At 68.6% G+C, this 23,175-nt stretch carries 21 protein-coding genes and 1 pseudogene; 12 read left to right on the plus strand and 10 right to left on the minus strand.

What is annotated here, in order from left to right:
* The 4 genes and pseudogenes from ACIDOCELLA78_RS000000101855 to ACIDOCELLA78_RS000000101870 form a co-directional block, all read right to left on the minus strand.
* A pseudogene (locus ACIDOCELLA78_RS000000101855) lies at positions 1 to 291 on the minus strand (acetamidase); the annotation flags it as partial.
* Positions 252 to 542 (minus strand): acetamidase/formamidase family protein, encoded by a 291-nt coding sequence (locus tag ACIDOCELLA78_RS000000101860; RefSeq protein ID WP_249675369.1) that lies wholly within the window; start codon positions 540 to 542, stop codon positions 252 to 254. The pseudogene ACIDOCELLA78_RS000000101855 and the gene ACIDOCELLA78_RS000000101860, both read right to left, overlap by 40 nt.
* The gene (locus tag ACIDOCELLA78_RS000000101865; RefSeq protein WP_249675372.1) at positions 539 to 823 is read right to left on the minus strand and encodes an acetamidase/formamidase family protein; all 285 of its coding nucleotides are present in this window, start codon (positions 821 to 823) and stop codon (positions 539 to 541) included. The genes ACIDOCELLA78_RS000000101860 and ACIDOCELLA78_RS000000101865 overlap by 4 nt, the downstream gene beginning before the upstream one ends.
* Before the next feature lie 22 nt (positions 824 to 845).
* Entirely contained in the window at positions 846 to 992 is a 147-nt protein-coding gene (locus tag ACIDOCELLA78_RS000000101870; protein WP_249675375.1) for a hypothetical protein, read from the minus strand.
* Between the two features lie 173 nt (positions 993 to 1,165).
* Between ACIDOCELLA78_RS000000101870 and ACIDOCELLA78_RS000000101875 the strand changes: the two genes are divergently transcribed.
* The 4 genes from ACIDOCELLA78_RS000000101875 (at position 1,166) to ACIDOCELLA78_RS000000101890 (ending at position 4,390) form a co-directional block, all read left to right on the plus strand.
* Entirely contained in the window at positions 1,166 to 1,942 is a 777-nt protein-coding gene (locus tag ACIDOCELLA78_RS000000101875) for an SDR family oxidoreductase (protein ID WP_201728146.1), read from the plus strand.
* 19 nt (positions 1,943 to 1,961) lie between these two features.
* Positions 1,962 to 2,672: an SDR family NAD(P)-dependent oxidoreductase gene (locus ACIDOCELLA78_RS000000101880; RefSeq protein WP_201728147.1), complete on the plus strand. Its 711-nt coding sequence runs from the start codon at positions 1,962 to 1,964 to the stop codon at positions 2,670 to 2,672.
* Positions 2,673 to 2,756: 84 nt separating this feature from the next.
* On the plus strand, positions 2,757 to 3,938 hold the full coding sequence (locus ACIDOCELLA78_RS000000101885; RefSeq protein ID WP_283770816.1) for an AMP-binding protein: 1,182 nt from the start codon (positions 2,757 to 2,759) through the stop codon (positions 3,936 to 3,938).
* Positions 3,839 to 4,390 (plus strand): AMP-binding enzyme, encoded by a 552-nt coding sequence (locus ACIDOCELLA78_RS000000101890; protein WP_283770817.1) that lies wholly within the window; start codon positions 3,839 to 3,841, stop codon positions 4,388 to 4,390. The genes ACIDOCELLA78_RS000000101885 and ACIDOCELLA78_RS000000101890 overlap by 100 nt, the downstream gene beginning before the upstream one ends.
* An 18-nt stretch (positions 4,391 to 4,408) precedes the next feature.
* Here the strand turns inward: ACIDOCELLA78_RS000000101890 and ACIDOCELLA78_RS000000101895 are convergent, their stop codons facing one another.
* Positions 4,409 to 9,169: an NAD-glutamate dehydrogenase domain-containing protein gene (locus tag ACIDOCELLA78_RS000000101895; RefSeq protein ID WP_201728148.1), complete on the minus strand. Its 4,761-nt coding sequence runs from the start codon at positions 9,167 to 9,169 to the stop codon at positions 4,409 to 4,411.
* Between the two features lie 319 nt (positions 9,170 to 9,488).
* Here ACIDOCELLA78_RS000000101895 and ftsH point away from each other — a divergent pair, with 319 nt between their 5' ends.
* Positions 9,489 to 11,384: an ATP-dependent zinc metalloprotease FtsH gene (ftsH, locus tag ACIDOCELLA78_RS000000101900; RefSeq protein ID WP_201728149.1), complete on the plus strand. Its 1,896-nt coding sequence runs from the start codon at positions 9,489 to 9,491 to the stop codon at positions 11,382 to 11,384.
* Here ftsH and ACIDOCELLA78_RS000000101905 read toward each other — a convergent pair.
* Complete coding sequence (locus tag ACIDOCELLA78_RS000000101905; RefSeq protein ID WP_201728150.1) at positions 11,345 to 11,953, minus strand: endonuclease/exonuclease/phosphatase family protein; 609 nt, start codon at positions 11,951 to 11,953, stop codon at positions 11,345 to 11,347. The genes ftsH and ACIDOCELLA78_RS000000101905 overlap by 40 nt on opposite strands.
* A 124-nt stretch (positions 11,954 to 12,077) precedes the next feature.
* Here ACIDOCELLA78_RS000000101905 and ACIDOCELLA78_RS000000101910 point away from each other — a divergent pair, with 124 nt between their 5' ends.
* Positions 12,078 to 12,695 carry a phospholipase D-like domain-containing protein gene (locus ACIDOCELLA78_RS000000101910; RefSeq protein WP_249675378.1) on the plus strand — a complete coding sequence of 206 codons (618 nt, stop codon included), beginning with the start codon at positions 12,078 to 12,080 and terminating at the stop codon, positions 12,693 to 12,695.
* Positions 12,683 to 13,480: a phospholipase D-like domain-containing protein gene (locus ACIDOCELLA78_RS000000101915; protein WP_249675381.1), complete on the plus strand. Its 798-nt coding sequence runs from the start codon at positions 12,683 to 12,685 to the stop codon at positions 13,478 to 13,480. Before ACIDOCELLA78_RS000000101910 ends, ACIDOCELLA78_RS000000101915 begins: the two co-directional genes overlap by 13 nt.
* 86 nt (positions 13,481 to 13,566) lie before the next feature.
* Here the strand turns inward: ACIDOCELLA78_RS000000101915 and ACIDOCELLA78_RS000000101920 are convergent, their stop codons facing one another.
* A complete protein-coding gene (locus ACIDOCELLA78_RS000000101920) occupies positions 13,567 to 14,412 on the minus strand; it encodes an alpha/beta hydrolase (RefSeq protein WP_201728151.1) in 846 nt (281 codons plus the stop codon).
* A gap of 24 nt (positions 14,413 to 14,436) precedes the next feature.
* Positions 14,437 to 15,426 (minus strand): polyprenyl synthetase family protein, encoded by a 990-nt coding sequence (locus ACIDOCELLA78_RS000000101925; RefSeq protein ID WP_201728152.1) that lies wholly within the window; start codon positions 15,424 to 15,426, stop codon positions 14,437 to 14,439.
* 154 nt (positions 15,427 to 15,580) lie between these two features.
* On the opposite strand from ACIDOCELLA78_RS000000101925, the gene ACIDOCELLA78_RS000000101930 reads away from it, so the two are divergent.
* Both ACIDOCELLA78_RS000000101930 and ACIDOCELLA78_RS000000101935 read left to right on the plus strand, forming a co-directional pair.
* Entirely contained in the window at positions 15,581 to 15,787 is a 207-nt protein-coding gene (locus tag ACIDOCELLA78_RS000000101930) for a DUF2007 domain-containing protein (RefSeq protein WP_201728153.1), read from the plus strand.
* On the plus strand, positions 15,784 to 16,503 hold the full coding sequence (locus ACIDOCELLA78_RS000000101935) for a tRNA1(Val) (adenine(37)-N6)-methyltransferase (protein WP_201728154.1): 720 nt from the start codon (positions 15,784 to 15,786) through the stop codon (positions 16,501 to 16,503). The genes ACIDOCELLA78_RS000000101930 and ACIDOCELLA78_RS000000101935 overlap by 4 nt, the downstream gene beginning before the upstream one ends.
* 10 nt (positions 16,504 to 16,513) lie before the next feature.
* On the opposite strand, the gene ACIDOCELLA78_RS000000101940 is transcribed toward ACIDOCELLA78_RS000000101935, so the two are convergent.
* Positions 16,514 to 16,981 (minus strand): host attachment protein, encoded by a 468-nt coding sequence (locus tag ACIDOCELLA78_RS000000101940; protein ID WP_201728155.1) that lies wholly within the window; start codon positions 16,979 to 16,981, stop codon positions 16,514 to 16,516.
* 270 nt (positions 16,982 to 17,251) lie between these two features.
* Between ACIDOCELLA78_RS000000101940 and ACIDOCELLA78_RS000000101945 the strand changes: the two genes are divergently transcribed.
* Positions 17,252 to 18,745 (plus strand): acetyl-CoA hydrolase/transferase family protein, encoded by a 1,494-nt coding sequence (locus ACIDOCELLA78_RS000000101945; protein WP_201728156.1) that lies wholly within the window; start codon positions 17,252 to 17,254, stop codon positions 18,743 to 18,745.
* Positions 18,746 to 18,789: 44 nt separating this feature from the next.
* Here ACIDOCELLA78_RS000000101945 and dnaN read toward each other — a convergent pair whose 3' ends face one another.
* Positions 18,790 to 19,914 carry a DNA polymerase III subunit beta gene (gene dnaN, locus ACIDOCELLA78_RS000000101950; RefSeq protein WP_201728220.1) on the minus strand — a complete coding sequence of 375 codons (1,125 nt, stop codon included), beginning with the start codon at positions 19,912 to 19,914 and terminating at the stop codon, positions 18,790 to 18,792.
* Positions 19,915 to 20,111: 197 nt separating this feature from the next.
* Between dnaN and ACIDOCELLA78_RS000000101955 the strand changes: the two genes are divergently transcribed.
* Together ACIDOCELLA78_RS000000101955 and ACIDOCELLA78_RS000000101960 are read left to right on the plus strand one after the other, a co-directional pair.
* Positions 20,112 to 21,845 (plus strand): ABC transporter permease subunit, encoded by a 1,734-nt coding sequence (locus tag ACIDOCELLA78_RS000000101955; protein ID WP_201728157.1) that lies wholly within the window; start codon positions 20,112 to 20,114, stop codon positions 21,843 to 21,845.
* A gap of 9 nt (positions 21,846 to 21,854) precedes the next feature.
* Positions 21,855 to 23,174: an AAA-associated domain-containing protein gene (locus ACIDOCELLA78_RS000000101960; RefSeq protein ID WP_201728158.1), complete on the plus strand. Its 1,320-nt coding sequence runs from the start codon at positions 21,855 to 21,857 to the stop codon at positions 23,172 to 23,174.
* Position 23,175 lies beyond the last annotated feature (1 nt).

Consider the following 23,175-nt stretch of genomic DNA (forward strand, 5'->3'; position numbering starts at 1 on the left):
ATCGATGTATTTCTTCAGGATACCGGCGCCGACCGTGTAATTCGGGTCGACGAAATTGCCGAGCCGCACCCGGCCGCACTGGCTCAGCATCATGTAGGCGTCCCACCGGTCGAACCCGTATTCCGCCTCGAGCCACAAGACGAGATCGCGATAGGCGATGCGCGTCGCATCCTCAAGCGGCCGGGCCGAGCCGATCGCCATGATGAAATCCTCGCGCTCCAGCCGCGGCCATTCGAGCGCCCAGTTCTTGATCAGGTCGACACGGATGGTGGTTTCCGAGGCGTATTCCACCGCCGTGCCGCACACCTCGCCATCGCCCTGGCAGCATGGGCATCGCCGATGAACAGCCGCGCGCCCGGCGAGCGCACCGGCAGATAGGTGATGCTGCCCGGCCCCATGTCCGGCAGATCCATGTTGCCGCCATGCGAACCGGGCGTCAGCGAGTTGATGCTGTCGATTTCCGGCGAGGTGGAGAGCGTGCCGATATGCGGCGCATAGGGCAGCACGACGCGCGCGCTCCAGCGCACCTCCTTCTCGTTCACCGGCACCTTGCGGGTGATTTCGGGCAGCGGCGGATTGAGTGTTGCGTAAGGGCTGTGCCGGTGAGCGCGCCGAATTGCGGGATCATGCAGCAGGTGCCGTGCGGATCTTCGCCGCGCGGGCGCATCCGTTCGATATGCACGGCGATCGCATCGCCGGGTTCCGCGCCTTCGATCATGATCGGCCCGTTCTGCGGATTGACGAAGGGCATGCGCAGGCGGCGGCTCGGCTTGTCGCGCTCGGTGCGGATCGCGCCCTCGAAGGCGTCGCGGGTCTCGACCACGATACGGTCCCCGGATCAACCGTCAGCACCGGTTCGGAATAGGGCCGATCGTGTAGTGATACTGGCCCTGCATGTCCTCGGTGAGCTGGTGGACGCGCGGCTTGCGGGCCCAGCCGACGCCCCGCCGCGCCACGATCGATCTCGCAATCCAGTTCGTCGCCTTCGCCATGTCTCCCCTCCATCGCCGCGCGGACACAGCGCCCGCCAGCCGCAAGTGCCGTCGCCTCAACGGCCGGATGATGCGGCGTTTGCGCGCCCCGCGCAATTGCATCCAGCCCCCGGAACCCCACATCCGCCAGCATATCCGTGCCGTCACGAAACAATTTGCCGAAGGAGAAAACGATGGATCTCGGCCTGAGCGGAAAGCGTGTGCTGGTGACCGGCGGCTCGAAGGGCATCGGCTTTGCCTGCGCCGCGGCATTCATCGCCGAGGGGGCGGAAGTCGCGATCTGCTCGCGCCAGCAGGCCAATCTCGATGCGGCGAGGGCGACGTTGCGGGTCGGCGCGGCCTTCGCGGCCGATCTCAGCGATCCTGGTCAGGCGGGCGCAATGGTGGCGGCGGCCGAGGCCGAACTCGGCCCGATCGACATTCTCGTCAACAGCGCCGGCGCGGCGCGGCGCACCCCGCCCGACGAGCTGACCCCAGCCCATTGGCGCGCCGCGATGGACGCCAAGTATTTCAGCTACATCAACGTGATCGATCCGCTGGTGAAGCTGATGGCGGCGCGCGGCGGCGGGGTGATCGTCAACGTGATCGGCAATGGCGGGAAGATCGCCTCGCCGGTGCATCTGGCCGGCGGGGCGGCGAACGCGGCGCTGATGCTGGCAACCGCCGGCCTTGCCACCGCCTATGCGAAACAGGGGGTGCGGGTCGTCGGCCTCAATCCGGGACTGACCGAGACCGGGCGCGTCGCCGAGGGGCTTGCCTCGGATGCGCGGCTCGCCGGGATCAGCGTCGACGAGGCGCGAGCCCGCGGCATCGCCCGGATTCCGCTTGGTCGGATGGCGACGCCGGAGGACATCGCCAATACGGTGCTGTTCCTCGCCTCGCCCCGCGCCAGCTATGTGACGGGCGTGAACATCACAATGGACGGCGCTTCCACCGCCTGCGTCGTTTGACAACGAAAGGTTGGATGACATGACGGATCAAGCCAGACGGCATTATCGCCGCGCCCTGATCGTCGGCGCCGGCAGCGGGCTGAGCGCCGCCCTCGCCCGACGTTTCACCGCGCAGGACATGAGCGTTGCACTCGCCGCGCGGAATCCCGACAAGCTCGCGCCGCTCTGCGACGGTATCGGGGCGCAATCCTTTGCCTGCGATGCCGCCGACGCGGCGGCGGTCGCCACGCTGTTCGAACAGGTGGAAGCCAAGGGCGGTGCGCCGGATGTGGTCGTCTACAACGCGTCGGGACGGGTGCGCGGCCCGGTCGCGACCCTCGATCCCGAGGCGGTTGCGCGCGCCCTCGCGGTTTCGGCCTTTGGCGGCTTTCTCGTCGGCCAGCGCGCGGCGCGGCGGATGCTGGATGCCGGAAGCGGCGCCATCCTGTTCACCGGCGCCTCGGCCAGCGTGAAGGGCTATGCCGAATCGGCCGCCTTCGCGATGGGCAAGTTCGCCTTGCGCGGCCTTGCCCAGAGCATGGCGCGGGAACTCGCGCCGAAGGGCATCCATGTCGCGCATTTCGTCATCGATGGCGGCATCAGCTCCGCCAGCCGCCCGGTGCCGGCGGATGCGCCGGACAGCCTGCTCGACCCGGAGGCCATCGCCGAGACCTATCTCCATGTCCTGCACCAGCCGCGCAGCGCCTGGACCTGGGAGGTTGAACTCAGGCCGTGGGTCGAGCGGTTCTGAGCGTCCGTCCCGCCCGGCGATTGCGCGCGCCGATGGTTTGACGCATGTTCCGCGCACAAAGAAACCAAAGAACGGGAGCCGTCCATGCTGGGCCTGATGCAGCACCATGAACTGATGATCTCGGACTTTCTGGTCCACGCCGCCCGGCATCATCCGCGGGCGGAAATCGTCTCGCGCCTCGCCGGCGGCATTCATCGCCAGAGCTGGGTGGATACGGCGCGGCGGGCCCGCCAGCTTGCCCGCGCGCTCGGCCGGCTCGGCGTGCGGCCGGGTGACCGCGTGGCCACCCTCGCCTGGAACAATCATCGGCATGTCGAACTCTATTTCGCGATTTCCGGCTCGGGCGCCGTGGTCAACACCGTCAATCCGCGCCTCGCGCCCGACGACATCGCCTATATTCTGGAGCACGCCGAGGATGGCGTGCTGTTCGCCGAGGCCGATTTCGCGTCCCTTGTCGAACAGGTTGCCGGCAAGCTGCCGGCGGGATTGCTGCGCCAGGTGGTGTTTCTCTGCGACGCGGCGGACCTGCCCTGCATCACCCTGCCCGCCGGCGTGGCAATCGCCGATTACGAAAGCCTGATCGGCGCCGAAACCGATGACTACGACTGGCCCCGCTTCGACGAGCGGACCGCCAGCGGCCTGTGCTACACCTCGGGCACGACGGGCCGGCCGAAGGGCGTGCTCTATACCCATCGTTCCACCGTGCTGAAGGCGATGGCGGTGAACGCGGCGGATGCGATTGGCCTCAAGGCGGCCGACCGGCTGATGCCGGTGGTGCCGATGTTCCATGTCAACGCCTGGTCCCTGCCCTATGCCGCCGCCGCCGCCGGCACCTCTCTCGTGATGCCCGGCCGCTTTCTCGACGGGCAGAGCCTTTACGACCTGATCGAGGCCGAACGCGTGACCTACGCCTCCGGCGTGCCGACGGTCTGGCTCGGCGTGCTCGCCCATGTGCAGAAGACCGGCGCCCGCTTCACCACGCTCGAACGCATGGCCGTCGGCGGATCTGCCTGCCCGGAGGCGCTGTTCGATGCGTATGACGCGCTGGGCGTCACCATCGTCCATGCCTGGGGCATGACCGAGAGCAGCCCGATCGCCACGGTGGCGACCCCGGTGCCCGGCGTCGATGCCGCAACCGCGCGGCGGCAGCGGCTGAGCCAGGGCGAGTGCTGTTCGGGATCGACCTGCGGGCGCGGCGCGGCGCCGAGGAAGTGCCGTGGGACGGCGAGACCGCCGGCGACATCGAGCTGCGCGGCCATTGGGTAACCACCGGCTATTACCGGATGCCGAAAGGCACGACCGAGGATGGCTGGTTTCCCACCGGCGATGTCGGCATGGTCGACCCCGACGGATTCGTGATCCTCACCGATCGGAGCAAGGACCTGATCAAGTCGGGCGGCGAATGGATCAGCTCGATCGATATCGAGAACATCGCGGTCAGCCATCCGGCGGTCGCCGAGGCCGCGGCGATCGCTGCGAAACACCCGAAATGGGACGAGCGGCCGGTGGTGATCGTCGCGCTGAAGCCGGGCGCGAGCACCACCCGCGAGGAACTGCTCGCGGTCTATGAGGGCAAGGTGGCGCGCTGGGCGGTGCCGGATGACGTGATCTTCGTCGACGAACTGCCGCATGGCGCGACCGGCAAGCTGCTCAAGACCGAGCTGCGCGCCCGCTTCGCCAACCACCTGACCGGCAAGGCGGATAGCGCGACGGGCTGAGCGGCGCCGCCTCCGGCCTCAGCCGCACAGCCGGCGCAGCGCGCGGGCGGCGACCACCAGTGCGGCGAGATCGGGCATCAGGGCGGCTTCGTGCGCGAGTGCGATGGCACCTTCGGCGGCATTGCCCAGGGTAAAGCGCAGGGACGCCGGATCGCCGCCGCCAGCCAGCGTCGCCTCGACCAGCGCGCTCTGGATCTCGTTCAGCTCATCCGCCAGCGCGCCGACCGCCCTTGTCGTCCAGCCGCCACCGGCCGAGACACCGGCAAGCGCCGCGCGCAACGGGTTGAGCATGAAGACCTCGCCGGCGTCGGACCAGATCATGTGCACCATCTGCGGCGCGTGGCCGTGCCGGCCGGCGAGCCGGACCACGATCGGCGCCACCATCAGCTCAGGCAGGGCCACGGTGAAGGCGGCGAGCGGCTGCGGCACCCCATGCGCGACAAGGGCGCGCACGTCTTCCGATTCCGCGAGCCTCGCACAGGAAGCGGCGCCGAGTTCCGCGAGACCGGACCGCAGCGCCTCGACCTCGTCGCCGATCGCGCGCAGGGGCGGGCCGGCCAGCAGGATACGCGCGGCCGCCTCCTGCAGACGGCGCAGGGCGAAGAGCATCGCGAGGCGCTGCGCCGCCGGCACCGCCATGCCCAGCGCCTCGACCTCGTGGCAGCGGGAGGGCAGATCGAACGCGGCGGCAGCGACCAGTGCCGCGAGGGCGATTGCCGGCGGTTCCTGCCCGGATTCGAGCGCGATCCGCCCGAAGGACGCCGCGCCCATCCGGTTGATCAACTCGTTGGTCACCGTCGTGCCGATCAGCGCGCGGCGCAGCCGGTGCCCGTCGATCTCGGCGCGGAAGCGTTCGCGCAGCGTGTGCGGAAAATAGTCGGCGAGAAGGTGGCCGAGTGCGGGATCGTCGACCAGCGTCGAGGCGTCGATCGCAGCGCCGACATGCAGCTTGGCATGCGCCATCAGCGTGCAGAGTTCGGGACGGGTCAACGGCTGGCCAGCGGCCGCGCGCGCCGCCATCGCCACCGCGTCCGGCAGGCCGGCCACCGCGCGGTCGAGCACGCCGGCCGCTTCCAGCTGGCTCATCAGCGCGTTCTGGGCCGGCAGATCGGCGGCGCCGCCAAGCGCATCGAGCGAGATCGCCTGCGATTGCTGGTGATTGTCGCGGAGCACCAGGGCGGCCACCTCGTCCGTCATCGAGCCGAGCAGATCGACCCTCTGATGCGTCGTGAGGCGGCCTGCCTCCATGGCACTCGCCAGCAGGATCTTGATGTTGACCTCGTGGTCGGAGGTCGAGACGCCGGCGGAATTGTCGAGCGCGTCGGTGTTGAGCCGAACGCCGGCCTGCGCCGCCTCGATCCGCCCCGCCTGGGTGACGCCGAGATTGGCCCCCTCGCCGATCACCCGCGCGCGGATCTGCCGGCCATCGACGCGGATCGCGTCGTTCGCGCGGTCGCCGGCATCGGCCTGGCTTTCGGACCCCGCCTTCACATAGGTGCCGATGCCGCCGAAATACAGCAGATCGACCCGCATGGAGAGGATCGCGCGCATGACCCGCTCGGGCTCATGCGCACCGGCTTCGAGCCCAAGCATCGCCGCCGCCGCCGCACTCAGCTCGACGGTCTTGGCGTGGCGCGGAAACACCCCGCCGCCCGCGCTGATCAGCGCTGAATCATAATCGGCCCAGGACGAGCGCTTCAGCCCAAACAGCCGCTGCCGTTCCGCGTGGCTTTTCGCCGGATCGGGGTCGGGATCGAGGAAGATGTGGCGATGATCGAAGGCGGCCAGCAGCTTCGTGTGGCGGCTGACCAGCAGCCCGTTGCCGAAAACGTCGCCCGACATGTCGCCGACGCCGGCGCAGCTGAAGTCCTCCCTCTGGATGTCGTGGCCGAGCTCGTCGAAATGCCGCGCGATATTCACCCAGGCGCCGCGCGCGGTGATGCCCATCGCCTTGTGGTCGTAGCCGACAGAACCGCCGGAGGCGAAGGCATCGCCCAGCCAGAAGCCGCGGGCGACCGCGATCTCGTTGGCGATGTCGCTGAAGGTCGCGGTGCCCTTGTCGGCGGCGACGACGAGATAGGGATCGTCGCCATCGCGCCGGACGATGCGCGGCGGTGTGGTCACGGCGCCGCCTTCGAGATTGTCCGTCACGTCGAGCATCGCGTTGATCAGCAGCCGGTAGCAGGCGATGCCCTCGGCCATGAACGCCTCGCGGTCGGCATTGGCGTCGCCGCTCGGCGCCGGCGGGCGCTTGAGCACGAATCCGCCCTTGGCGCCGACCGGCACGATGACGACGTTCTTGACCATCTGCGCCTTCATCAGGCTCAGGATCTCGGTGCGGAAATCGTCCCGCCGGTCCGACCAGCGGATGCCGCCGCGCGCGATCATGCCGCCGCGCAGATGACAGCCCTCCATCCGCGCGCCATGCACGAAGATCTCGAACATCGGCCGCGGCAGCGGCATGTCGCCGGCATGGGCGCTGTCGATCTTGAGGGCGATCACCGGCGTCGCTTCATCGTGGAAATTGGTCCGCAGCACCGCATCCAGCAGCCGGCGGTAGCGGCGCAGAATGCGGTCTTCCTCGGGATTGGGGACCGCATCGAGCAGGTCGCGCCAGCGCGTATCCAACGCCGCCTCGGCCTCCGGCTCGCGCACCCGGTCAGGGTCGAAGCGGGTGTGAAACAGCTCGATCAGCAAGCGGGTGGCCGCCGGGTTGGCGGCGAGCGCCGCCTCCACCGCGTTCTGGCTGAAGGGGGCGCGCACCTGGCGGCACCATTTGAACATCGCGCGCATCAGCCAGACCTCGCGCCAGTCGAGCCCGGCGCGGAGGATCAGGCGGTTGAACCCGTCGACTTCGACGCGCTGGTCGGATTCCGCCTCGATCGCGTCCAGCACCGCGCCAGCCCGTCCGGCAAGGTCGAAGACGGCGCCATCCGCCGTCTCCAGCGTCAGGCGCTGGAGCATCACCGCGCCGTCACGCGCCGCAAGGCGATATGGCACCTCCTCGATCACCCGCAGGCCGAGGCTTTCGATCAGCGGCACGATGTCGGACAGCGCCACCGCCTCGCCAGCCCGGAAGAGCTTGAGAACCACCCGGTCCTCCGCCATGCCGAAGGGCCGGGCGAGGGCGAGGCGAAAGCGGCCGGAGGCGCGCGCCGCGGAGGCCGCCTCGATATCCCGCACGGCGACATGGGCGGGGGTCGAGGCGGCATATTCCGGCGGAAAGGCATCACCCCAGCCGGCCAGCGTCGCCGCCGCCAGCATGTCGCCCTGCTCGCCGGCCAGCGCATCGGCCAGCCTTTCGCGGAAGCTGCGAGCCGCCTCCTTCATTGCCGCCTCGAGTGCGGCGACATCCAGCGCCCGCGCCCGCTGCGGATCGGCGGCGATGATGAAATTGACCCGCGCCAGCGGCCCATCGCCCATCGCCGTCGCGTAGCCGGCGAGTTCCCCGCCCACGGCGCGGTTGATCATCTCCGCGAGGGCGAGGCGCAGCGCCGTGTCGAACCGGTCGCGCGGCACGAACACGATGGCCGAGACATGGCGCCCGAACGGATCGCGCCGCAGGAAAAGCGCCAGTTCCGGCCGCACTTGCAGCCCCATCACCCGCATCGCCGCGGCGAGGATGTCTTCCGGTGGTCCCTGAAAGAGATCGTCGCGCGGCCAGGTATCGAGAATGTGCCGCAGCGTCCGGCCGTCATGCCCGGAGAGGCCGACGCCCGAATCCTGCATGATCCGCTCCACCTTCTCGCGCAGCATCGGAATGCTGCGGGGGTTGCGGTTGTAGGAGTCGGGCGCGAACAGGCCGGCGAACAGGGTGAGACCGACCGGCCGACCCTGCGCGTCGCAGCGCTTCACCACGACGACGTCGTAGAGCTGGGACCGCTGCACGCGGCTGCGGATGTCGGCCTTGGCGACGGCGACGCGGCCGAACCGGTCGAGCGCCTCCTCCGCCACCGCGCGCCACGATCCGGCATCGCGCAGGATGTCGAACAGCGCGACATCGGGCGCGCGCAGCACGCCAAGCCCCTCGGCGGCGGGGGCGAGGGCGAGATCAGCCGCGAAGCCGATCTGCCGCACCCCGAGGAGGATGAAATTGTCATCGGCGATCCAGCCCAGCAGGTCGCGCTCGGGCCCTTCGGCCAGTTCGGCGAGTTGCGCGGCGAGGTGCCGGTTCATGGCGACGGCATCGGCGACGGCGGCGGCGGCATCCTCCATCGCGCGGGAGATTTCGCCGCCGATCGTCTCCAGCCGGGCCGGATCGGTCTCGGGGCCAAACGCGACCTGGATCATCGATTCCGCGGCGCCGGCACCGATGCGACGCAGCGCCCCGGCCTCGTCGCGCTCGACCGCGAGCACCGGATGCACCAGCGCATGCACGGGCAGATCGAAACGCTGCAGCACCGCAAGGGCGGATTCGACGAGGAACGGCCGGTCGTCGTTGATCAGTTCCAGCACCGCGTTCGCATGGCCCCAGCCCTCGCCGCCACCACGCGGGTTGAAGACGCGCAGCCGGCTTTCGCCCGGCCGGCGTTCCTGGGCGAAGGACCAGAGCGACAGCGCCGCCGCCGCAACCTCCTCCGCCGGTCGCGCCGCGAGATCCGCCGTCGCGATCCCCGCCGCGTAATGATCGAGGAAGACGCAGGCCGCCTCCGCCTGCGGCCCGTGCAGGAAGCGGCGGATGGCGGCGGCAACCCCTCCCAGAAGCGCCTCGCGCGCCGGCCCCTGCCGCGCGCCCACTGTTGCGTCCTGGTTGCCCGAAACGCTGCCAGCCGGGCTCATGACCGGTCCTCGCCGCGGTTCGGTCGGCGCGCGTGCGCGCGGCAGGATGCCGGCGGCACGCAGAACAGACCCGAAATTGCGCGCTGGGTTCTCCTTGTACCGGACAACGCCGCAGCCTTGCCGACACTCGTCGCTGACTCGAGCATGACGCGCTTCCCTTCGTCCGCCGTGTCGCAGGACTGTCGATCCCGGCCGGAGGCTTGTCAATTCACGTCTCCCGCAGCTTGCCTCTCGCCCCGCATGTCCGGTTTGATCCGGCTCAAGGCGGGCGGAGCCGGGAGGGCTAGACTGTCGCCGCAACCTTCAGGGCCCGACGGACATGGACATCAGGCGCGAGCACAAGATCAATTTCTGGTTTCTGATCGCGGCGATGATCGGCGTGCTGCTGATCCAGACCCTCATCGCCCGTCCGCCAGACGTTCGCTCGATCCCGTACAGCACGTTTCTCTCACTGGTGAAGTCTGGCGGGGTGACCGACCTGCGGATCGACCAGGACCGGATCACCGGCCGTTTCACCAATCCCGCGCCCAAGACGCCGGCAACCTTCGAGACCAACCGCGTCGATCCCGCACTGGCAACGACGCTCGGGACCGCGGGCATCAGCTTCGCCGCCACACCCGGGCCCACGCTGATCGAACGCGCGCTCGGCTGGATTCTGCCGGTGTTTCTCTTCGGGCTCATCTGGCTGTTCCTGATCCGCCGCATGGCGGGGGATTCGGGTGTTGGCGGCATGATGTCGATCGGCAAGAGCCGGGCGAAAATCTATGTCGAGAAGGACATCAAGGTGACCTTCGCCGATGTCGCCGGAGTCGACGAGGCGAAGGCCGAGTTGCAGGAAGTGGTCGATTTCCTGCGGGATCCGAAGGAATACGGGCGGCTCGGCGCGCGCATCCCGAAGGGGATCCTGCTGGTCGGCCCACCCGGCACCGGCAAGACGCTGCTGGCCCGCGCCGTCGCCGGCGAGGCGGGGGTGACGTTCTTCTCGATTTCGGGGTCGGAATTCGTCGAGATGTTCGTCGGCGTCGGCGCAGCACGGGTGCGCGACCTGTTCGAGCAGGCGCGGCGGCAGGCGCCGGCGATCGTCTTCATCGACGAACTCGATGCGCTCGGCCGCGCGCGCGGCGGCATCTTCACCGGCGGCGGGCACGACGAGAAGGAGCAGACGCTGAACCAGTTGCTCACCGAGCTTGACGGGTTCGACAGCAGTACCGGCGTCGTTCTCCTCGCCGCGACCAACCGGCCCGAGATTCTCGACGCAGCCTTGCTGCGCGCCGGCCGGTTCGACCGTCAGGTGCTGGTCGACCGGCCCGACCGCAAGGGGCGCATCGCCATACTGGGCATCCACGCGAAGCGGATCACCCTCGCTCCGGATGTCTCGATCGAGCAGGTCGCGGCGCTGACGCCGGGCTTCACCGGTGCCGATCTCGCCAATCTCGTAAACGAGGCGGCACTGCTCGCCACCCGCCGCCGGGCCGATGCCGTGACGCTGGAGGATTTCAACCAGGCGATCGAGCGGATCGTTGCCGGGCTGGAAAAGCGCAACCGGCTGCTCAATCCGCATGAGCGGGACATCGTCGCCCATCACGAAACCGGCCATGCGCTGGTCGCCATGGCGCTGCCGGGTGCTGATCCGGTGCAGAAGATCTCGATCATCCCGCGCGGGATCGCCGCTCTTGGCTACACGATCCAGCGCCCGCTCGAGGACCGCTACCTGATGGACCGGCGGGAGCTGTTCCAGCGGATGACGGTGCTGCTGGCCGGGCGCGCCGCCGAATCGCTGGTGTTCGACGAGGTCTCGACCGGGGCGGCCGACGATTTCGTCAAGGCCACCGAAATCGCCCGCAGCATGGTGCTGCGCTATGGCATGGTGCCGGAGCTGGGGCTGGTCGCCTACGAAACGGATACGGGCAGCGCCTGGCTCGGCGGGGCTGCTTCCGGCGATCTCCGACCGCGCCGGTATGGCGAGCGGACGGCGGATGCGATCGATGCCGCCGTGCGGGACATTCTCGATACCGCCTTCGAAGCGGCGCGGCTGATCCTGCGGCAGAACCGCGCCCTGCTCGACGAGGTGGCGGATGATCTGCTCCGCCGCGAAACGCTCGCCGCCGCCGAACTGCGGCTCGTCGAGGCCCGTGTGATCCGGCCCTCCGCCCTGCCCTTCCTGCCGGCGCCGGATCAGCCGCAGGCGGCGGCGAGCGTCACCACGATCGGGTGATGGTCCGAGCTGCCGCGCGCCAGCACCCGCGTCTCGTGCGCGTGCAAGCCACGCACCATGCAGCGATCGAGCCGGAACGGCACCATCTCGCCGGCACGACAGGTGGTCTGGCGCGGCCCGACATCGCGAAACCCCCTGAGGCGGATCGGGCCGACCGCGTTGTAGTCGCCAAGGATCGCCGCCGGGCCATCGATGAGCCGCGCAATATGACGAAGCTGCAGCCGGTTGAGCATCTGGCCGTGCGAGAGGTGAACGTTGGCAAACGTGATCCCGCCCGCCTCCACCACCAGAGCGAGGCGCGGCGGCACCCGGCCGGGCATCACCGAAGCGGGCAACCGCACCGTTCCGGGCTCGATCAGCGGCACCGGGCTCCATGCCGCGAGTCCGTAGATCCGCCCCTGCATCGGCGCGCGATAGAACCAGCCGCCGCAGAGATCGGTAACCTGCGCGATGGATTCGGTGGCCTCCTGCATCAGCATGAGATCCGGTTTGTGTTCATCGATCAGCGCCGCGACCTCGCGGGCCTCGGCGCCGACCCGGCGAAGCAGGTTCCAGCTGATCAACCGCATCCGCACGTCTCCCGTCATCCGCGCGGCAGGACCCGCCGGCCGCTTGTTGCATATCAGGATATGGTGGCAACGCCCCGATCTTGTGTATGCATGTCGGCATGGCAGCCCATGACGGGTGGCGCGGATGCCGCCGCTGATCCTCCTGGCTCTGGCGATCCATATCGGCATCGCCGCCGCGGTGACCCGGCACGCCCTGCTGCGCAAGGCGGATGTGCGGGCGGCGCTCGGCTGGATCGCCGTGGCCTGGCTTTCGGCGATCATCGGCGGTCCGCTTTACTTCGCCTTCGGTATCAATCGAATCAACCGCCGCGCGGGGCGCCTCTCCACGCAAGCCGAAAACCTCGGCGTCCGCTTCGGCGACGCCGCACCGCCCGAAGCGCCGCCCCCGCTGCAGGCGCTTGCCCGCGTCGGCCAGCGCGTCACCGGCGTGCCTGTGCGGCAAGGCAATGCCGTCGCGATCCTGCATGGCGGGGACCGGGCCTATCCGGCCATGCTCGATGCGATCGGCGGGGCGCGGCACAGCATCGCCCTCGCCTCCTACATCTTCCGCCATGACGATGTCGGTCGCGCCTTCATCGCAGCGCTTGCGGCGGCGCAGGCGCGCGGGGTCGCGGTACGCGTTCTGATTGATGGCGTCGGCGGCGGCTGGCTGCGCGCGGCCACCTTCCGCGCGCTGCGCCGCTCCGGCGTGCCATGCGCGAAGTTTCTCCATAGCTGGGCCCCTGGCGCATGCCGCTGCTGAACCTGCGCAATCACAAGAAGCTGTTGATCGTCGATGGCGAAGCCGGCTTCACCGGCGGTCTGAACATCGGCGCCGAGAATCTTGCGCATGGCGAGGCGCGCAAGCGGGTGGACGATGTTCACCTGCGCATCGAGGGACCACTTGCCCGGCAGTTGATGGCGAGCTTCGCGCAGGACTGGCTGTTCACCACCGGCGAGGCGCTGGACGGCCCGGCATGGTGGCCGGAGATCGCGGACGCCGGCGCAACCCCCGCGCGCGGCATCCGCTCCGGGCCGGACGGCGACCTGTTCAACCTCGAGACGATCCTTGGAGCCGCGCTGACCCTCGCCGAGCGCCGGATCAGAATCGTCACCCCCTATTTCCTGCCTGATACGCGGCTGGAATTCGCCCTCGCCCAGGCGGCGCTGCGCGGGGTCGAACTGCAGATCGTGATCCCGGCGCGGAGCGACCACAGGCTGATGGACTGGGCGATGCGCGCCCATCTGCGCTTCTTTCCCGCCATCCGCCCGCATGTCCGGCTCGGCGCGGCGCCCTTCAACCACGCCAAGCTGGTCACGATCGATGGCGCCTGGTGCCTTGTCGGCAGTTCCAACTGGGATACGCGGAGCCTGCGGCTGAATTTCGAGTTCGACGTCGAATGCTATGATCCCCGGCTCTGCGCCGAAATCGATGCTCTGATCGACGGCAAGGTCGCCGCCGCGGCGGCGTTGCCGCAAGTGCCAGCTTCGACCGGCCTCGCGCCGCTGCGTGACGCGGCGGCGAGGCTGCTTTTGCCCTATCTGTGATTGACGACCGCCTGGCCGGGCGGTGCGCTAGCTTTCAACGCATACAATAGAGGCCCACATCCGATCCGGAAGGATCGCAAACCGATCTACGGCAGCAACCCGAGCGCCGTGCGGGTCAGTTCGCCATCCGGGCGCCGCAGCGCGTCCAGGATGGTGAAATGATCGGCTCCCGCCACCGGCACCAGCGGCCCCGGCGCGTGGCTCGCGGCGCGCAACGCGTGCAGGTCGCGGCTATCGCTCACCAAAGCCGCGAGTTCCCGGCTTCCATAGGCGATGGCGAGCGGCTTCGCGACCACTGGCAGCCGCAGCGGCGACAGCGCGGCCACCTGCTCGTCGGTGAGGTGGAGCTTCTCGTCGAGATAGGTATCGCGCAGCGGCCCAAGCTCGAACACGCCGGAAATGGCGAGGCCGGCCGTCACGCGCGGATGGTTCAGCCCCATCGCCGCGAGATGCCCGCCGGCCGACCAGCCCGAAAGCACCACCGGTCCGGTGACACCTTGGGCGGCGCCGTGTGCGGCCAGCCAGTCCAGCGCCTGATGGATCTCGGCAACGATTTCGGCGAGCGTGACCTCCGGCGCGAGCGTGTAGCCCGGCAGGGCGCAGGACCAGCCATGCGCGCGCACGCCCTCGGCGAGGCAGGCGAAATCCTCCCGCCGGTTGCGCTGCCAGTATCCCCCGTGAATGAACACGAGGCACGGCGCTCCGGGCGTCTCCGCCGGGTAGATGTCCCACAGATTGCGCTCGCGCGGGCCGTAACGCAGGTCGAGCGCCGTGGCGTGGCGGGCGCGGTATTCGCGCGAGGCGGCGATCCGCGCCTCGTTCAGCGCCGGGCTTTCCGGCACCGCTGACGTGTTGTCATAGGCGCGGTCGCGCTCGGTGCGGCTCATCCGGCCCCATTCGGCGCAGAGCCCGCGCAAGGGCGGCATGGTCATGCGTTGTCTCTCCCGGCAGCAGGGTCAGCGATGGCGGGAGACGGCGTAATCCGCCGCCTCCATCATGAGGGCGCGCAGCGGATCGTCCGGCAGGGCGGCCAGCGCGGCCTTCGCCTTGTGCGCGAAGGCGCCGGCTTCGCGAAGGGTCTGCCCGATGGCATCGTGCCTGGCGATGAGATCGAGCGCGGTGGCGAGATCGGTTTCGGTCTGCTCGCCGGTCTCGATGGTCCGCCGCCAGAACGCGCGCTCGGCGTCGTCGCCGCCGGCATGGGCGACCAGAACCGGATAGGTCAGCTTGCCCTCGCGGAAATCGTCACCCACGGTCTTGCCCAGCTCGTTCTGATCGGCCGCGTAGTCCAGCGCGTCGTCGACAAGCTGGAACGCCATGCCGAGTGCCGCGCCATAGGCCGAAAGTGCCGCGCAGATGTCCCGGTCGCATCCGGCGACGACACCGCCAACCTCGCAGGCGGCGGCGAAGAGCGCGGCCGTCTTGCCTTCGATCACCTTGAAATAGCGCGGTATGTCGGTGCCGAGATCGTTCTGGGTCGAAAGCTGGAGCACCTCGCCCTCGGCGATGGTGGCCGAGGCGTTGCAGAGAATCCGCAGCACCTCCAGCGAGCCATCCTCGACCATCAGCTCGAAGGCGCGGGCGAACAGAAAATCGCCCACCAGCACCGAGGCCTTGTTGCCGAAGACGGCGTTGGCGCTGGCCAGCCCGCGGCGCAGCTCGCTATCGTCCACCACGTCGTCATGCAGCAGCGTGGCGGTGTGGATGAACTCGACGCAGGCGGCGAGGCGGATATGGCGCTCGCCGCGATAGCCGCAGAGCCGCGCGGCCGCCAGGGTGAGCAATGGCCGCAGCCGCTTGCCGCCCGCGGCCACGAGATGCGCGGCGAGTTGCGGGATCAATTGGACATCGCTCGCCATGCGGGCGACGATCGTCCGGTTCGTCTCGTCCAGATCGTCCCGCAGGACGGAGGCAAGCCGATTCAGTGAGTCGTCATGCGAATGCATGCGCGCGTTTCCGGCATCCTGTCCCGACGTCAGCAGTCCATCCACAGCCGGTGTCAACCTTGTGTTTCCATTGAGATACGGACAGCATATCGGCCGGAAGGTTGAGGGGTCAAGGCGGCGGGTCATCCGCCCCAACCCGCGGGAGACGAGCGGCGTGGAAACGATCATAGCGTCCAACGACACGATCAGGCTGAATTTCCTGATGGCGCTGCTGCGCGATGCAGGGCTGGCGCCAGTGTTGCTCGATCAGAACATCGCCGCGATCGAGGGCAATATCGGCGCCTTTCCGCGCCGGATCGCCGTTGCCGCGGACGAGGCGGCGCAAGCCCGCCGGATTCTGCTCGAAGCCGGCGAGACATGACCCGCACCGAAGGCACCTTGCTCGCCGGCCGCATCCGATACGCCCAGCCGGCAACCGGGCATCGCAGCGGAATCGAGCCCGTGCTGCTCGCCGCCGTTGTGCCGGCGCGGCGCGGCCAGCGGGTGATCGAGGCCGGAACCGGCGCCGGCGCCGGGCTGCTCTGCCTTTCCCACCGGGTAGCGGGACTATGCGGCGCCGGCATCGAGCGTGACCCTGCGCTGGCCGCCATCGCCCACGCCAACCTGCGCGCGAACGGGCAGGAGGGACTCGCCGTCATTGCCGCCGACATCACCTGCCCGCCTCTCGCCGGGCCGTTCGACCACGCTTTCGCCAACCCGCCCTGGCGCGCCCCGGCCGACACGCCATCGCCCGATCCCGGCCGGCGACTCGCCTATGAGGCGCCAGGCGGGCTGCTGGCGGCCTGGACGGCATCTCTCGCAAGCCTGCTGCGCCCGCGGGGGAGCCTGTCGCTGATCCTGCCCGCCGCCTCGATCGACGCGGCACTCGAGGCCACCCGCGCCGCCGGCTGCGGCTCCCTGCGCATCCTGCCGCTCTGGCCGCGGCCGGGCCGGCCTGCGAAGCTGTTCATCCTCCAGGCCATCCGCGGCGGTCGCGGCCCGACCGTGCTGCTTCCGGGACTCGTATTGCACGAGGGCGAAGGGTTCAGCGAAGCCGCCAATCTCGTGCTGCGCGACGGGGCGGCGATCGATCTCTGAGCCCACGGCCTCATCGCCGCGCGGGATGCAGGCCGGCCGGCAGCACCGGCTCCAGATGCGGCCAGAGGTCCGGGTCGGGCACTTTCACCAGATCGTGCGCCAGCGTGCCGATCAGGTTGCGCGCCGGCAGCGGAGCGAGCGCATCGCGCAGCGTCGTCAGAAGGCGGGCTGGCGCCACCAGGATCAGCCCGCCGAAACTGCCTTCCGGCAGGGCGTTCAGTTCAGAGGCGACGGTGCGGGCAAAATCGGTCTTTTCCATCTGGTGCGGATCATGCCGGGGCTGCACCGCATGATGCGCCGTTGCGCCGGTATGAAACGAGGCGCCGGGGCCATCGCTGCGCAGATCCGACGAACGCAGATGCGCGGTCACGGATTCGAAGCGCCGCTCGGTCTCGAACTTGCCGGGAGGGCGGACCCGCACGAACCGGGCCTGCGCGCCATCGGCGATCACGATCAGGAGATTCTCGCTGCTGGCCATCGTGGCGGGCTCCACACGATCTGATCGGCCGATCCTAGCCCAACGTGCCGGCTGAGGGAGTTGTCTGATCGGGTGAAGATGCGCAGCTTATCAGGCAGACAGGAGCCGGTGCGCGGCCTGTGGGGCCGCCATCCTTGACGATCCGCACGCCAGCCATGCGCAACAACCGTGGCAGCGCGTGGTCCGGTTGATTTCCGTCATGGAAACGTTTCGCAATCGCAGGCACACCGCGCCGCCGGAAATACCGGCAACACAGGGAGTTCACGCGGGATGTATCGTGACCGGATCAGGCAGGAAACACTCTGGGGCAAGGTGATGTCGGCCGAGGAGGCCGCGCTGTCGATCAGGAACGGAATGGTGGTCGGCATGAGCGGCTTCACCCGGGCGGGTGACGCCAAGGAGGTGCCGGTGGCCCTCGCCGAGCGCGCCCGGCACGATCCGCTGCGGATCACGCTGATGACCGGCGCCTCGCTCGGCAACGATATCGACAAGACGCTGGCAGAAGCCAACGTGATCGCCCGCCGCATGCCCTTTCAGGCAGATCCGGCGCTGCGACGGCGGATCAACGACGGCAAGGTGATGTTCATCGACCAGCACCTGTCCGAAACGGTGGAGCAACTGCGTGCGCGCCAGCTTCGCCCGGTCGATATCGCCGTGGTCGAGGCGACGGCGATCAACGAGAAAGGCGGCATCGTGCCGACCACCTCGGTCGGCAACGCCGCGAGCTTCGCGGTGCTGGCGGAGAAGGTGATCGTCGAGATCAACATGACGATGCCGCAGGAACTCGAAGGCCTGCACGACATCTACTTCCCCTCGCGCCGCCCCTATCGCGAGCCGCTCGGCGTGATGCGGCCGAGCGACCGGATCGGCCTGCCCTATGTGCCGATCGACCCGCAGAAGATCATCGGCATCGTCATCACCAGCAAGGCGGACAGCCCCTCGCGCATCGAGCCGCCCGATGACCACACCGCCGCGATCGCCGGGCACCTGCTGGAGTTCCTCGACCACGAGGTGCGCGAGGCCCGGCTCTCACCTTCGCTGATGCCGTTGCAGGCCGGCATCGGCAGCATCGCCAACGCGGTGCTGCACGGCTTCACCGAAAGCCGCTTCGGCAACCTCACCATGTATTCCGAGGTGCTGCAGGACAGCACGATTGCCCTGCTCGACAGCGGCCGCCTCGTCTTCGCCTCCGGCTCGTCGATGACACTGTCGAAACCGCTCTACGAGCGGGTTCTGGGCGATATCGGCCGCTATCGCGACCGGCTGGTGCTGCGCCCGCAGGAAATCAGCAATCACCCTGAAATCGTCCGCCGCCTCGGTATCATCGGCATCAACACGGCGCTGGAGGTGGACATCTACGGCAACGTCAACTCCACCCATGTCGGCGGCACGCACATGATGAACGGTATCGGCGGCTCCGGTGATTTCGCGCGGAACGGCCATCTCTCCGTGTTCGTCACCAAGTCGCTGGCCAAGGGCGGCAAGATTTCGAGCATCGTGCCGATGGTCTCGCATGTCGACCATACCGAGCACGACGTGGATGTGATCGTCACCGAACGGGGGCTGGCCGATCTGCGCGGCCTCGCCCCGCGCGAGCGGGCGTCGCTTGTCATCGACACCTGCGCGCATCCGCTCTACCGCGAGGCGCTGCGCGATTATTTCAACGAGGCAGCCCGCAGCCGGGGCGGGCAGACGCCGCATCTGATAGAGCAGGCGCTGAGCTGGCACGCCCGGCTGCGCGAGACCGGCTCCATGCTGGAGTGAGGCTTTGGTGCCACGCGCGGAAGCTCCGGCGCAACACCGCGGCGTCAGACCCGCATCGGCATGAGAACGAAGATCGCGCTCTCGTCGCCGGCGGCGCGCACCAGGGTCGGCGCGGCGCCGTCGGCGAAGCAGAACTCCACCTTGCCCTTGATCTGCTCCGTCACATCGTTGAGGTAGCGGGCCTGAAAGCCGATCTCGAGCGGTGTCGAATGATATTCGACCTGCGCGGCATCGAGTTCCTCGGTCGCCGTGCCCTGGTCGGGGCTGGTGGCGGAAAGCACCAGGAGGTCGCGCCCCACGGACAGTTTGACCGGCTTGTTGCGCTCGGAGGCGATGGCCGAGACGCGCGCGACCGCGGCCGAGAATTCCGCCGTCTCGACACGCAGCACCTTGTCGTTGCCGATCGGGATGACCTTGGAATAGTCGGGATAGGTGCCATCGATCAGCTTGCTGGTCATCCGCATCGTGTCCAGCTCGAACTGGATGCGGGTTTCCGACAGCCCGATCGAGACATCGCCGGAGGCCTCGTCGAGCAGCTTGCGGATTTCATTCACCGTCTTGCGCGGGACAATCACGCCGGGCATCCCCGCCGCGCCCTCGGGCAGCGGCTCCTCGACCCGGGCGAGACGATGCCCGTCCGTCGCCACGGCACGCAGGACCGGCACACCGTCCGATTCGGCGGCGTGCAGGTAGATGCCGTTGAGATAGTAGCGGGTTTCCTCGGTCGAGATCGCGAACCGGGTGCGGTCGATCAGCCCGCGCAGCGCCTGCGCCGGCACCGCGAAACGGTGGGTCAGCTTGCCGGCGTCGAGCTTCGGAAACTCATCGGTCGGCAGCACGACGAGCTTGGTCGCATAGCGCCCGGCGCGCAGCGCGAGCGGCGCGTCACCGCCCGGATGGTCGAGTTCGATCTCGGCATTGTCCGGCTGACGGCGCACGATCTCATAGAGGGTCGCGGCCGGCGCGGTCACCGATCCGTCCCGCATGGTCGTCGCGGCGACGTCCTCGATCAGCGCGATTTCGAGATCGGTCGCGGCGACCGTCAGCCGCCCTTCCCTCACCGCCAGCAGCACATTGGCCAGGATGGGAATCGTGTTGCGTTTTTCGACCACGTTCTGAACATGGGCCAGCGCCTTCAGCAGCGTTGCCCGATCCGCCTTGAGCTTCATGCGATCCTTCCAGTCAGCCTCGCCGGGCGGCTTCCGCACCCGGGTTTTGCTGCATAGCCCAGTTCGAACCGGAATTGAACCATCCGCGCGCCGGCGGTGGGTGACAGCGACGGAAAGCCGGGCTAAGGCAGGGCAAGCGGGGTGCAGCGCCCGGCTTCAGTTCGACAATCGGCACTCGTTTCAAAGCGGATCGGCACATGACACGACCAGTCCCGCCCGCCCTCGTTCATGGCCGCCGGCTGCCCAACGCGTGGGACGCGGCGGCGATCGCCCTGGTCTTCGCCCTGCTGATCGGGGTCGCGCATGTGGCACAGGGAACGCTGACGCCGCTCGCGCGGATGCAATCGGGCCAGATTCATCTGAACCCGGCGTGGCTGCCCGGCTACGCGCTGCGCACGACGCTGCGGATGTTCGCCGCCCTGCTGGTCTCGCTCGGCTTCACCTTCACGGTGGCAACCCTGGCCGCGAAGAGCCGGCGCGCGGCGATCATCGTCATCCCGATTCTCGACATCCTCCAGTCGATCCCCATTCTGGGCTTCATCTCCTTCACCGTGCTGTTCTTCCTGCACCTGTTCCCGGGGCAGGAACTCGGCGCCGAACTGGCCGTCGTTTTCGTCATCTTCACCAGCCAGGCCTGGAACATGGCGTTCAGCTTCTATCAGTCGCTCACCACCGAACCGGCCGACCTGATCGAGGCCTGCCGCAGTTTCGGACTGACGCCCTGGCAACGTTTCTGGCGGCTCGACGTGCCCTTCGCCGTGCCCGGCCTCGTGTGGAACACCATGCTGTCGATGTCAGGCGGCTGGTTCTTCGTCGTCGCCTCGGAGGCGATCACGGTCGGCAACACCACCTTCACCCTGCCGGGGATCGGCTCCTATGTCGCGGTCGCGCTGCAACACCGTGATTTCGCGGCGATCGTCTATGCGCTGCTGGCCATGCTGGTGGTGATCCTGCTTTACGACCAGCTGCTGTTCCGCCCGCTCGTCGCCTGGTCCGGCAAGTTCCGGTTCGAGACCGTGCCCTCCGCCGGCGAGGCCGAGCCCTGGGTACTGCGGCTGCTGCGCCGGACCTTTCTTCTCCGCGCGGCGGGGGACTGGCTGAGCGACCAGTTCGCCCACGTCGTTCGCCTGCGCCTTGGCAGGGCGGAACGGACATTCGCCTCCGCCGGGCGAGACCGCGCCGCCAGCCGGATCGGCGACGCCGCCTTCTATGCCGTCGTGATCATCGCGGCCGGCATCGCCTCGGCGCAGGTGGTCGCGTTCTGCGCGCGGACGATGCACTGGAGCGATCTTGCCCGTTGTATCGTGCTCGCCTTCTACACGCTGGCCCGCGTGATCGCGGCGCTGGCGATCTCGTGCCTGGTCTGGGTGCCCGTCGGCGTCTGGGTCGGGTTCAGGCCGTGGGCGACGCGCCTGGTTCAGCCGGCCGCACAGTTCCTCGCCGCCTTTCCAGCCAATCTGGTCTTCCCGGTCGTGGTCGCGGGCGTGGTCTATTTCCGCCTCGCCCCTGATATCTGGCTGACGCCGCTGATGATCCTCGGCACGCAGTGGTACATCCTGTTCAACGTCGTTGCCGGCGCCGCCGCGCTGCCTGGCGATCTCCGGGAGGCGGCGGCGAATTTCCGCCTGCGCGGGCTGCTGCGCTGGCGCCGGCTGATCATTCCCGGCATTTTGCCCTATTTCGTCACCGGCGCGCTCACCGCGACGGGTGCGGCATGGAACGCCTCGATCGTCGCGGAAGTGGCGTCCTGGGGCCACACCACGCTGGTCGCGCGCGGGCTCGGCGCCTATATCGCGCAGGCGACGGTTGCGGGCGATACCAGCCGCATCGTGCTCGGCGTGGCGGTGATGGCGGCGTTCGTGCTCGGCTTCAACCGGCTGGTCTGGCGGCCGCTCTACGCCTATGCCAGCCGACGGACCAATTTCGGATAAGGAGGAGAGATGGACCAGCAAACCGCGCCCGGCATCCTGCTCGATGTCCGCAACTGCCGGCAATCCTATCCGAAGGAAGCCAACAGCGAACTCATCGTGCTGGACGACGTCAACGTGACCCTGCGCGAGGGCGAGATCGTCGGCCTGCTCGGACGCTCCGGCTCGGGCAAGTCAACATTGCTGCGGATCATCGCCGGCCTGCTGCGCCCGACCCGCGGCGACGTGTCGTGGAAGGGCGCGCCGGTGAGCGGCCCGGTGCGCGGCGTGGCCATGGTGTTCCAGAGTTTCGCCCTGTTTCCCTGGCTCACGGTGCAGGAAAACGTTGAACTCGGACTGGAGGCGCAGGGCGTGGCCCGGCGCGAGCGCGAGGAGCGCGCCGAGGAGGCGATCGACCTGATCGGCCTCGGCGGGTATGACGGCGCCTATCCCAAGGAACTCTCGGGCGGGATGCGCCAGCGCGTCGGCCTTGCCCGCGCGCTGGTGACCCATCCCGACCTGCTGCTGATGGACGAGCCGTTCTCGGCGCTCGACGTGCTGACCGCCGAAACCCTGCGCACCGACCTCATCGACCTCTGGTCCGAACACAAGCTGCCGGTCAAGTCGATCCTGATCGTGACCCACAATATCGAGGAAGCGGTGCTGATGTGCGACCGTATCCTCGTGTTTTCGTCCGATCCCGGGCGGGTCGCGCACGAGCTGCGGGTTCCGTTTCCGCATCCGCGCAACCGGCTCGACCCCGCCTTCCGCAAGATGGTGGACGACATTTACGCGGTGATGACGCGGCGCAAGTCGCCGGCCGATCTGAAGGCCGAGGCCGCACGCCCGGCGACCGGCTTCGCCACCCCACTGCATCCGATCGGCACCAACCTGATGTCCGGCCTGATGGAAACCCTCGCCGCCCCGCCCTATGACGGGCGGGCCGACCTGCCGGCGCTCGCCTCGGTGCTGCAATACGAGGCCGACGAATTGCTGCCGCTCGGCGAAACCCTGCAACTGCTGCGGTTCGCCGAGCTTGAGGATGGCGACATCCGCCTCACCGAGCAGGGGCGCAACTTCGTCAATGCCGACACCGAGGAGCGCAAGCAGATCTTCGCCGCGGCGGCGCTGGCCAATGTCAAACTGGTCGCCGAAATTCGCCAGGTCATAGACGAGCGCTGGAACCACCGCGCCTCCGCCGTTCGCTTCCGCGACGAGCTTGAGGATCACATGTCGCCCGAGCGCGCCGAGGAAACCCTGCGCACGGCGATCTCCTGGGGGCGCTACGCCGAGATCTATTCCTATGACGAGGAAGCCCAGCAGTTCAGCCTCGAGGATATCGAGGAGGAATAAG

The organism is Acidocella sp. C78, from assembly GCF_907164655.1.

Coding starts and splice junctions, on each gene's coding strand:
- ACIDOCELLA78_RS000000101875 (WP_201728146.1), top strand. CDS start 1,166: ATGGATCTCGGCCTGAGCGGAAAGCGTGTGCTGGTGACCGGCGGCTCG.
- ACIDOCELLA78_RS000000101925 (WP_201728152.1), bottom strand. CDS start 15,426: ATGCATTCGCATGACGACTCACTGAATCGGCTTGCCTCCGTCCTGCGG.
- ACIDOCELLA78_RS000000101955 (WP_201728157.1), top strand. CDS start 20,112: ATGACACGACCAGTCCCGCCCGCCCTCGTTCATGGCCGCCGGCTGCCC.
- ACIDOCELLA78_RS000000101935 (WP_201728154.1), top strand. CDS start 15,784: ATGACCCGCACCGAAGGCACCTTGCTCGCCGGCCGCATCCGATACGCC.
- ACIDOCELLA78_RS000000101910 (WP_249675378.1), top strand. CDS start 12,078: ATGCCGCCGCTGATCCTCCTGGCTCTGGCGATCCATATCGGCATCGCC.
- ACIDOCELLA78_RS000000101870 (WP_249675375.1), bottom strand. CDS start 992: ATGGCGAAGGCGACGAACTGGATTGCGAGATCGATCGTGGCGCGGCGG.
- ACIDOCELLA78_RS000000101895 (WP_201728148.1), bottom strand. CDS start 9,169: ATGAGCCCGGCTGGCAGCGTTTCGGGCAACCAGGACGCAACAGTGGGC.
- ACIDOCELLA78_RS000000101880 (WP_201728147.1), top strand. CDS start 1,962: ATGACGGATCAAGCCAGACGGCATTATCGCCGCGCCCTGATCGTCGGC.
- ftsH (WP_201728149.1), top strand. CDS start 9,489: ATGGACATCAGGCGCGAGCACAAGATCAATTTCTGGTTTCTGATCGCG.
- ACIDOCELLA78_RS000000101905 (WP_201728150.1), bottom strand. CDS start 11,953: ATGCGGTTGATCAGCTGGAACCTGCTTCGCCGGGTCGGCGCCGAGGCC.
- ACIDOCELLA78_RS000000101915 (WP_249675381.1), top strand. CDS start 12,683: ATGCCGCTGCTGAACCTGCGCAATCACAAGAAGCTGTTGATCGTCGAT.
- ACIDOCELLA78_RS000000101960 (WP_201728158.1), top strand. CDS start 21,855: ATGGACCAGCAAACCGCGCCCGGCATCCTGCTCGATGTCCGCAACTGC.
- ACIDOCELLA78_RS000000101940 (WP_201728155.1), bottom strand. CDS start 16,981: ATGGCCAGCAGCGAGAATCTCCTGATCGTGATCGCCGATGGCGCGCAG.
- dnaN (WP_201728220.1), bottom strand. CDS start 19,914: ATGAAGCTCAAGGCGGATCGGGCAACGCTGCTGAAGGCGCTGGCCCAT.
- ACIDOCELLA78_RS000000101885 (WP_283770816.1), top strand. CDS start 2,757: ATGCTGGGCCTGATGCAGCACCATGAACTGATGATCTCGGACTTTCTG.
- ACIDOCELLA78_RS000000101920 (WP_201728151.1), bottom strand. CDS start 14,412: ATGACCATGCCGCCCTTGCGCGGGCTCTGCGCCGAATGGGGCCGGATG.
- ACIDOCELLA78_RS000000101945 (WP_201728156.1), top strand. CDS start 17,252: ATGTATCGTGACCGGATCAGGCAGGAAACACTCTGGGGCAAGGTGATG.